Source organism: Variovorax sp. YR752, assembly GCF_943372545.1.
Genome location: NZ_CALRZC010000001.1, coordinates 91,414 through 99,618 on the forward strand (window position 1 = coordinate 91,414; position 8,205 = coordinate 99,618).

The 8,205-nt window shown below is 68.3% G+C and carries 9 protein-coding genes; 1 reads left to right on the plus strand and 8 read right to left on the minus strand.

Annotated features, from left to right (window positions below):
- Positions 1 to 38: 38 nt before the first annotated feature.
- Genes AAG801_RS00400 through AAG801_RS00410 form a run of 3 tightly spaced genes read right to left on the minus strand, consistent with a single transcriptional unit; the run spans position 39 to position 3,937 of the window.
- On the minus strand, positions 39 to 1,007 hold the full coding sequence (locus AAG801_RS00400; protein WP_341886644.1) for a tripartite tricarboxylate transporter substrate binding protein: 969 nt from the start codon (positions 1,005 to 1,007) through the stop codon (positions 39 to 41).
- A 38-nt stretch (positions 1,008 to 1,045) separates the two neighbouring features.
- Positions 1,046 to 3,133 carry an acetate--CoA ligase family protein gene (locus AAG801_RS00405; RefSeq protein WP_341886645.1) on the minus strand — a complete coding sequence of 696 codons (2,088 nt, stop codon included), beginning with the start codon at positions 3,131 to 3,133 and terminating at the stop codon, positions 1,046 to 1,048.
- Between the two features lie 6 nt (positions 3,134 to 3,139).
- Positions 3,140 to 3,937, minus strand: coding sequence for an enoyl-CoA hydratase (locus AAG801_RS00410; RefSeq protein WP_341886646.1), 798 nt, complete (start codon positions 3,935 to 3,937; stop codon positions 3,140 to 3,142).
- A 101-nt stretch (positions 3,938 to 4,038) separates the two neighbouring features.
- Between AAG801_RS00410 and AAG801_RS00415 the strand changes: the two genes are divergently transcribed.
- On the plus strand, positions 4,039 to 4,800 hold the full coding sequence (locus tag AAG801_RS00415; RefSeq protein ID WP_341886647.1) for a helix-turn-helix domain-containing protein: 762 nt from the start codon (positions 4,039 to 4,041) through the stop codon (positions 4,798 to 4,800).
- Between the two features lie 25 nt (positions 4,801 to 4,825).
- On the opposite strand, the gene AAG801_RS00420 is transcribed toward AAG801_RS00415, so the two are convergent.
- The 5 genes from AAG801_RS00420 to AAG801_RS00440 form a co-directional block, all read right to left on the minus strand.
- Positions 4,826 to 5,662 carry a MurR/RpiR family transcriptional regulator gene (locus AAG801_RS00420; protein WP_101492418.1) on the minus strand — a complete coding sequence of 279 codons (837 nt, stop codon included), beginning with the start codon at positions 5,660 to 5,662 and terminating at the stop codon, positions 4,826 to 4,828.
- A gap of 89 nt (positions 5,663 to 5,751) precedes the next feature.
- Positions 5,752 to 6,666: a LysR family transcriptional regulator gene (locus tag AAG801_RS00425; RefSeq protein WP_101492417.1), complete on the minus strand. Its 915-nt coding sequence runs from the start codon at positions 6,664 to 6,666 to the stop codon at positions 5,752 to 5,754.
- Positions 6,667 to 6,693: 27 nt separating this feature from the next.
- Positions 6,694 to 7,023, minus strand: a complete 330-nt coding sequence (gene fdxA / locus AAG801_RS00430; protein ID WP_341886648.1) for a ferredoxin — start codon at positions 7,021 to 7,023, stop codon at positions 6,694 to 6,696.
- A gap of 18 nt (positions 7,024 to 7,041) precedes the next feature.
- Entirely contained in the window at positions 7,042 to 7,818 is a 777-nt protein-coding gene (locus AAG801_RS00435; RefSeq protein ID WP_341886649.1) for an enoyl-CoA hydratase-related protein, read from the minus strand.
- Positions 7,815 to 8,205: CoA transferase (locus tag AAG801_RS00440; RefSeq protein WP_341886650.1), on the minus strand; the 391-nt coding region annotated here is incomplete at its 5' end. The genes AAG801_RS00435 and AAG801_RS00440, both read right to left, overlap by 4 nt.

Genomic DNA, 8,205 nt, shown 5'->3' on the forward strand with positions numbered 1-8,205 from the left:
TTGTCTGCTTTCTCGTTCTTGCTGATGGATCGCGGATGTCAGTCGGCCTTTGCGCCCGAGTCCTTGATGACCTTGGCCCACTTCACGATGTCCTTGCGCAGGAAGGCGGCGAACTCGTCGGGCTTGTTGCCGATGATGTCCAGGCCCAGGCTGCGGAACTTGTCCTTCACCTCGGGTTCCTTGAGCACTTCCTGCAGCTCGTCGTGCAGCTTGTTCACGACCGCTGCGGGCGTCTTGGCCGGTGCGACCACGCCCAGCCACGGCATGGCTTCATAGCCGGGCAGGCCCGACTCGGCGACGGTGGGCGTGTCGGGCAGCGATTGCGAGCGCTGCGCGGTGGTCACGGCCAGCAGGCGCACCTTGCCGTCCTTGATGAACGGGCCCGAGGACGCGTATGCGTCGAACATCACCTGCAGCTGGCCGCCGATCATGTCGGTGAGCGCGGGCGCGCTGCCCTTGTAGGGGATGTGCTGCATCTTCACGCCGGCCACGCTGTTGAAGAGCTCGGCCTCCAGGTGCGTCGACGTGCCCGCGCCCACCGAGCCGTAGTTGGCCTTGTTGGGGTTGGCTTTGAGCCAGCTCACGAGTTCGCCCACGTTCTTGGCCGGAATGCTCGGATGCACCACGAGCACGTGCACCACCGAGGCCACCTGAGAGACGGGCGCGAAGTCTTTCACGGGGTCGTAGTTGACCTTGCTGTAGAGGCTCGGCGCAATGCCCAACGACGAGGCCGCGAGCAGCAGCGTGTGGCCGTCGGGCGCAGCCTTGGCGACGTACTCCGACGCGATCATGGTGCCGGCGCCGGGCTTGTTCTCCACCAGCACGGGCTGGCCCAGGCGCTTGTGCAGCCGCTCGGCGAGCAGGCGCGACATGATGTCGGCCGCGCCGCCCGGCGAGAACGGCACGACGAGCGTGACCGGCTTGGTCGGGTAGGTCTGCGCCACAGCTGTACTGGCCGCAAAAGCGGTGGCGGCCAGGGCCACGCAGGCCAGTGCTTTCTTGAACATGGGATGTCTCCTGTCTCTGTCGATGGTTGTGGTTTTGTCTACGAAGCCAGGACCAGCGCGTCGAGCGCGCGCACGCCCTGGCCCTGTTCCTTCACGAGCAGCGGGTTGACTTCGACCTCGTCTGCCTGTTCCTGCAGCGCCAGCACGGCGCGTGAAAATCCGGCGATGGCGCGGCATGCGGCCTCGACGTCGCCCAGCGGCCGGCCGCGGTAGCCCGTGAGCAGCGGAAAGGCCTTCAGCTCGCCGAGCATGTCGCGCGCCATGGCAGCGTCGACGGGCAGCACGCGGTGGCTCACGTCCTTGTACAGCTCGGTGAGCACGCCGCCCAGGCCCACGGTGAGCGTCATGCCGAACACCGGGTCGCGCGTGGCACCGAGGATCAGTTCGGCCTGCCCTGCTTCCATCTTCTGCAGCAGCGCGCCGTCGATCTGTGCCGTGGGCGCGTAAGCGCGTGCCGAGGCCATCACTTCGTCGAAGGCCTTGCGCACCTCTTGCGCATTGCCCAAGCGCAGGCGCACGCCGCCCGCCTCGGTCTTGTGCGCGATGTCGGCGCTGAGCACCTTCAGCACGACCGGAAAGCCCAGCCGCTCGGCCACGGCCGCGGCTTCATCCGCCGTGCGCGCTACGGCCTCGTCGACCGGCTGCACGCCGAACTCGGCGAGGTAGCGCTTGGTGGTGTGCTCGTCGGCCCGCCCCGCCAGCGTGGCACGCGCGGGCGCAGGCTGGCTGCGCACCTGCAGCCACGGGTTGTGCTTGCGCCGCTCCTGCCACAGCAGGAAGGGCGACAACGCCGACACGGCCACGCCGATGTCCTCGAACACCGGCACGCCGCCCGTGCGCAACTGCTCGCGCGTCTTGGCCGCGCCGGTGTCGATGGCGACGATCAGGCGCGGGTGCTTTTCAGCCACGGCGCACAGGTCGTCGGCCATGCGGTCGAGCATGTAGCCCGGTGCGTAGACCACGATGGCGTCGATGGCGTCGGACACCGCCAGCGCTTCCATTGCTGTGCGCACAAAGCCGGGGTCGTTCACCACGTTGCCCGTCACGTCGACCGGGTTGGAGACCATGCCGTAGTCGGGAATGCCGGCGCGCAGCTGGTCTTGCAGCGGCTGCGGCAGCGTGGGCACGTCGAGTCCCTGGCCGATGAACTTGTCGGCCAGGATCGCGCCCAGCGCACCCGAGATGGTGATGATCGCCACGCGCTTGCCCGCGCTGCGCTGCCGGTAGCCCGCCAGGTGCGCAAGCTGCGCCATCTGCGCGAAGTCGTGGCTCTGGATGATGTTGAGCTGGCGAAACGCCGCCTGGTAGATCTGCTGGTCGCCCGCCAGCGCCGAGGTGTGCGAGCGCACGGCCTCGGAGCCCTTCTCGGTCTCGCCGGCCTTGTAGAGGATGAGCAGCTTGTCGCGGCGCACGAACTCGGCCGCGGCCTCCATGAAGCGCGGGCCGTCGCGCAGCTCTTCGATGTAGCCGATGCCCACTTCGGTGGCGTCGTCCTGCGCCAGGTACTCGAGGTACTGCGCGAAGTCCACGCAGGCTTCGTTGCCGGTGTTGATGAAGTGGCTGAAGTCCACGCCCAGCCGCCGCGCAATGGCGTACACCGCGGCGCACACGTTGCCGCTTTGCGTGAGCAGGCTCACGCGGCCCGGGCCCTGCTGCATCGGCGCGGTGTTGAACACCGACGCGAAGTTGGTGTGGGCCTGCGTGTTCAGGTTGGCAAAACCCATGGCGTTCGGGCCCGCGACCACCATGTCGGTGGTGGCCACGAAGGCTTCCAGCTCGGCCTGCAGCGCAGCGCCCGCGTCACCGGCTTCGGCAAAGCCCGCGGCGTAGACGATGACAGCACGCACGCCGCGCGCCTGGCAGCGCTTGAGCATCGGTGTGACCTCGGCCGCGGCCAGCGCCAGCACCACCAGGTCGAGTGCGGCGGGCAGCGCTTCGAGGTCGGGCCAGCAGCGCAGGCCGAAGACTTCTTCGTACTTCGGATTGATCGGGTAGATCGCGCCTTGGTAGCCAAATTTCGTGAGGTGCGCGAGCGGCATGCCGCCGATGCGCGCGGCATTGCCGCTGGCGCCGACCACGGCGATGGAGGCCGGGTTCAGCAGGGGTTCGAGACGGTGCAAGGTCATCTTGATTCAGGCGGAGGCGGGGTTCTTCTGGATGGCCGAGGCCAGGCCGCGGTCGCGGGCCGTGAGAAAGCCCTCGCTCAGGTGCGAGAGCTGGTGCGTGTCGAAGTGCGCGGCCAGCGCGGTGCGCAGGCCCTGCGCGTCGAGCGTGCGGTTGATCGAGCGCTTGATCAGGCGCAGCCCGAACGGCGGCGCCTTGGCGATCTGCTGCGCGAGCGCCAGTGCGGCGTCGGCCAGTTCGGCATCGGGCACCACGCGGTTCACCATGCCGATGGCATGCGCCTCCTGCGCCGACAGCTTGCCGCCGGTGTAGAGCATTTCCTTGGCCTTGCGCGCGCCCATCACCCACGGGTGGATCAGCACCTCGGTGGCCGCCGCGCCCAGCGTGTGGCCCACGGGGTCGCTGAAGAAGGCCGACTCGCCCGCAACCACCAGGTCGCACATGTTGGCGATCATGAAACCGCCCGCCACGCAGGCGCCCTGCACCTGCGCGATGGTGGGCTTGGGAAAGTCCCAGATGCGCATCGAGTAGTCGAAGTAGCGCAGCTCTTCGTAGGCCCAGCGCTCTTCGACGGTGAAGTTGGCGCGCTCGGCCTGCGCCTGCTTGAGGTCGTGGCCGGCCGAGAAGTGCGCGCCCTTGCCGCCGAGCACCACGACGTTCACCGTGTCGTCGCGCGCGGCGTCGTCGAAGGCGGCCATGAGCTCGTCCAGCATCTGCTGGCTCTGGGCGTTGCGCTGGGCGTCGCGGGCCAGCAGGATGCGGCGCACGGCGCCGTGGTGTTCGATTTCGAGGGTGTCGTACGCCATCGTGTGTCTCCGGGTCTGTGTCTGGTCTGGGTCTTGGGCGGGGGCAGTTTAGACTTCGAAATTCCTGCATCCCAAACACTAATTCCAATTTTTCCCACTATATGGACGAACCCAGAGAGACCGCCGGCGCCCAGAGCCTGCGGCGCGCTTTGCAGTTGCTGCGCCTGCTGGCCGAGCACCACGAGGAAGGCATCAAGCTCACCGAGGTGATCGCCGCCTCGGGGCTGGAGCGTTCCACCGTGCACCGCCTGCTCTCATGCCTGGCCGAGGAACAGTTCGCCGAGCGCGACCCCGACGGCAAGGCCTACCGCCTGGGCATCGACGCCATGCAGCTGGGCTTTGCCTCGATGCGCCGCGTGCCGCTGGTGGACTCGTGCCGCGCCCTCATGCAGAAGCTCGCGCGCATGTCGGGCGACACCGTGTTCCTCGTGATCCGCCAGGGCGATTACTGCGTGTGCCTGCACCGCGAAGAGGGCCACTTTCCGGTGAAGGTGTTCACCACCGACGTCGGCGGGCGCCGCCTGCTGGGCCTGGGCGCGGGCGGCCTGGCGCTGATGGCCGCGCTCACTGATGCCGAGATCGACCGCATCCTCGAGCGCCACACCGCCGAGTACGCGCAGGCCGGCTTCACCCGCGAGCGCATGAAGCAGGCCGTCAAGCGCACGCGCGCGGCGGGCCATGCCGACATCGTGGACACGCTCACTGAAGGCGTGTCGGGCGTGGGGCGCACCTTTGCGGCGTCGGCCACCACGTTGGCGGCGATCAGCTTCGGCGCGATCACGCCGCGGCTGCCGCCGGCGCGCAAGAAGGAGATGGCGCTGTTGTTGAAGGCGCAGTTGCCGCGCAACGAGGCGGCGAAGTAATCAGCGAGAGGCCGCGCGCGGCCTCTTAAAGCTCGTCGTTTTCCTCGTGCCCCAGCTCGATCGCCGCCAGCCGCTTGCGGCCGGCCGAGCCCGCAGCCTCGATCACCATCGTGGCGATCAGGTCGCACACGCCCATCACGGCCGCGTGGTTGTCGAGCAGCCCCGGGCCGCGGCAGTCGCATTGCAGCGACCACGTGGCGCCCGCGAAATCGGGCGAGGCGCGGTCGCTGATGTAGACGATCTTCGCGCCGACGCGCTGCGCGCCGGCGAGCAGCGTGTCGAGCTGGCGCGTCTGGCGGCGCGTGCCGAACACGATCACGCAGTCGCGCTCGCCCAGCCCCGCCAGGTGCTCGGCCAGCGTTTCGCCAGGGCCCGGAATGGCCGTGACGCGCGGCACCACCTGGATGATCTGCCAGCGCAGGTACAGCGCAAACGCGTGGCTGCTGCGCGTGCCGAAGATCAGCACCTGCCCCGCGCCGATGATCGCCTTCACGATCTCGGCCATCTGCTTGTCGCTCAGGCGCTCGAAGGTGCTCGCGAGGTTGGCCTGCGACTGCTGGAAGTGCGTGGCCACGAGGTGGCCGCGCTTCGAGGCTTCGGTCGCGTTCTGGAACAGCGGCGAGCCCGTCTGCTTTTCTTCCCGCACCTGGCGCCGCGCCTCTTCGTAGTTCTCGTAGCCGATGCGCCGGATGAAGCGGCTCACCGTGGAGGGCGACACGCCCGCAAGCTCCGCCAGTTCGTTGCCCGCATAGCTGGCCAGCTCGCCGGGAAACTCCAGGACGAAATCGGCAAGCTGTCGTTCGGTCGCGGACAACTGGTCGAGCTGGCTGCGAACGCGGCGGACGAAGGAATCGGCGGACATGGGTGGGTGCTGGGGAGTGGCGCACGATGATGCCATGCCCCACCCATGCGACAGAACCCACGAGCCAGAAAGCCGGCCGTGCGCCGCGTTCACACGGCAGCGGCCGCGATCTCCAACTGGGTCAGCCGCCGCGCCATGCGGCCGACAAAGTTCTGCGTGACGTGCGGCAGCACGCGCTGCGACGGCACCACGATGCCGACCTGCAACTGGTCGAGCGCAGGCAGCTCGAAGGGTCGCCAGATCAGGTCGCCGCGCTTCAGGTCTTCGATGAAGGCGATCTTCGAGAAGCACGAGATGCCCTTGCCCGCCATGATCAGCCGCTTGAGCATCGGCGTCGAATTGCAGGTGGCGGCCGGTTCCATGTCGTCCCAGAACGCGGCGAACTCGGGCGACAGCCCGGCGCTGATGACCGGGTGCGAACTGGAACGCAGGAACGGGTAGCGCGCGCACTCCTTCAGCGACACGCTGGCGTGGTTGGCCAGCGGATGGCCCGGCGGCATCACCACGCCGATCGGCAGGTTGGCCAGCGCCACCGCGGCCACGCCGCCCGGCAGCCGGCTCACGAAGGTCATGCCCACGTCGACCTGCCCCGACATCACCATCTGCGGCACGTCCATCGGCTGCACTGCGGTGATGGTGTACGTGACGGCCGGGAACACCTGCAGAAAATCTTCCACCGCCGAAGGCAGCATCTCTTCGAAGAAGGAGTCCATCGCGGCCACCTTCACATGGCCGGTGCGCTCGCCCTTCAGCGCATCCAGCTCGGTGCGCATGACCTGGTACTGGTGCAGCGTTTCCTGCGCGTGCTTGAGCAGGCGCTCGCCGGCCGCATTGAGCCGCAGCCCGTTGGGCATGCGGTCGAACAGCTCCACGCCCAGCTCGTCTTCGAGCTTGTGGATCTGCCGATTGACGGCGCTGGCCGCCACGTAGAGCCGCTCGGAGGCCTTGCGCACCGAGCCGCAACTCGCGACCTCGATGAAGTACTTGAGGATGCTGGCGTGCATCAGCCGGCCCTCCCCCGCGGCACCGGCTCAGGCCTGCGCGCGCGGATATGCGGCAACGGCCGGATGGTCGCAGGGCACGCGCTTCGCGTCGGCGCCGCCGGGCGAACCGAGCCCGCTGACGTTGGCCGCGAAAAATTCGCGGTTGATGGCCGTGAAGTGTTCCATTTCGGGCGGCAGCCGAAGGTCTTCGTAGATGGCCTGCGTGGGACAGGCAGACACGCAAACGCCGCAGTCGATGCATTCATCCGGGTGAATGTACAGAGTGCGCTCGCCTTCGTAGATGCAATCGACCGGACAGCACTTGACGCAGGCGCCGTCCTTGACGTCGATGCAGGCAGCGGTAATGACGTAGGCCATGGCATGAAGGGCCGGCGCCTAGCGGCCCAGCCACTGCGGCTTGCGTTTCTGCTGGAACGCCAGCACGCCTTCGTTCGCGTCTTCGGACTGCAGCGCCGCCACCAGCGCGGGCAACCGCATGCGGTGCGCGTCGGCCGGTGCCAGCGTGCCGGTGCGCCGCACCACCTGCTTGATGGCCTTGAGCGACAGCGGCGCGCAGGCCAGCATCTGCTGCACCCAGCGGTGGACGGCGGTGTCGAGCTCGGCGCGCGGCACCACCTCGTTGACCAGGCCCATCTCGAGCGCGCGCGGCGCCTTCACGCGCTGGCCGGTGAGCATCATGCCCATGGCCTGGCGGTAGGGAATCTGCCGCTGCAGCAGCAGCATGCCGCCGTCCAGCGGCAGGCGCCCCACCAACGGCTCGGGCAGGCCGAAGCTGGCTTCTTCGCAGGCCACCACGATGTCGCAGCCCAGCACCATCTCGAAGCCGCCGCCAAGCGCCAGGCCGTTGACACGCGCGATCACCGGCACGTCGAGCGTCTCGCGCAGCGCGATGCCGCCGAAGCCACCGGTGCGGGCTGCGGCCCAGTACTCGACGCCTTTCAGGTTCGAGGTGTTCTTCAGGTCGGCACCCGCGCAGAACGAGCGCTCGCCCGCACCGGTGAGCACCACCGCACGGATGTCGTCGCGCGATTCGATGTCGGTCCAGATGCGCTGCAGCTCGGCCTCGGTCGGCAGGTCGACCGCATTGAGCACCTCGGGCCGGTCGATGGTGACGGTGGCGACGTGGTCGACGACGTCGTAGAGAACACTCATGCGTCGGCCTCCTCGATCAGCGCGCGCGCCTCGGCCAGCACTTCTTCGGTGTGCTGCCCGAGCTTCGGCGGCTCGCGCCGCAGGCCGGCCTTGGCGCCCGACATCTGGATCGGGCTGGCGATGAATTTCAGCGGACGGCTCGACGACGCATCGCCTTCGAGAATCATCGCGTTGTGCAGCGTCTGCGGATCGACCAGCGCCTCGCGCATGTCGCGCACGGGGGCCGAGAGCAGGTCTTGTTCCTCGAGCTTTGCCAGCCAGTGGTCGCGCGTGTTGCTGGCAAAGCGCTCGCGGAAGATCGCATGCAACTCGGCCTTGTGGGCGAACTGCGCCGCCATGCCCGAGAAGCGCGCATCGCCCGACAGGTCGCCGATGCCCAGCGCGGTG

Coding starts and splice junctions, on each gene's coding strand:
- fdxA (WP_341886648.1), bottom strand. CDS start 7,023: ATGGCCTACGTCATTACCGCTGCCTGCATCGACGTCAAGGACGGCGCC.
- AAG801_RS00435 (WP_341886649.1), bottom strand. CDS start 7,818: ATGAGTGTTCTCTACGACGTCGTCGACCACGTCGCCACCGTCACCATC.
- AAG801_RS00400 (WP_341886644.1), bottom strand. CDS start 1,007: ATGTTCAAGAAAGCACTGGCCTGCGTGGCCCTGGCCGCCACCGCTTTT.
- AAG801_RS00420 (WP_101492418.1), bottom strand. CDS start 5,662: ATGTCCGCCGATTCCTTCGTCCGCCGCGTTCGCAGCCAGCTCGACCAG.
- AAG801_RS00410 (WP_341886646.1), bottom strand. CDS start 3,937: ATGGCGTACGACACCCTCGAAATCGAACACCACGGCGCCGTGCGCCGC.
- AAG801_RS00405 (WP_341886645.1), bottom strand. CDS start 3,133: ATGACCTTGCACCGTCTCGAACCCCTGCTGAACCCGGCCTCCATCGCC.
- AAG801_RS00415 (WP_341886647.1), top strand. CDS start 4,039: ATGGACGAACCCAGAGAGACCGCCGGCGCCCAGAGCCTGCGGCGCGCT.
- AAG801_RS00425 (WP_101492417.1), bottom strand. CDS start 6,666: ATGCACGCCAGCATCCTCAAGTACTTCATCGAGGTCGCGAGTTGCGGC.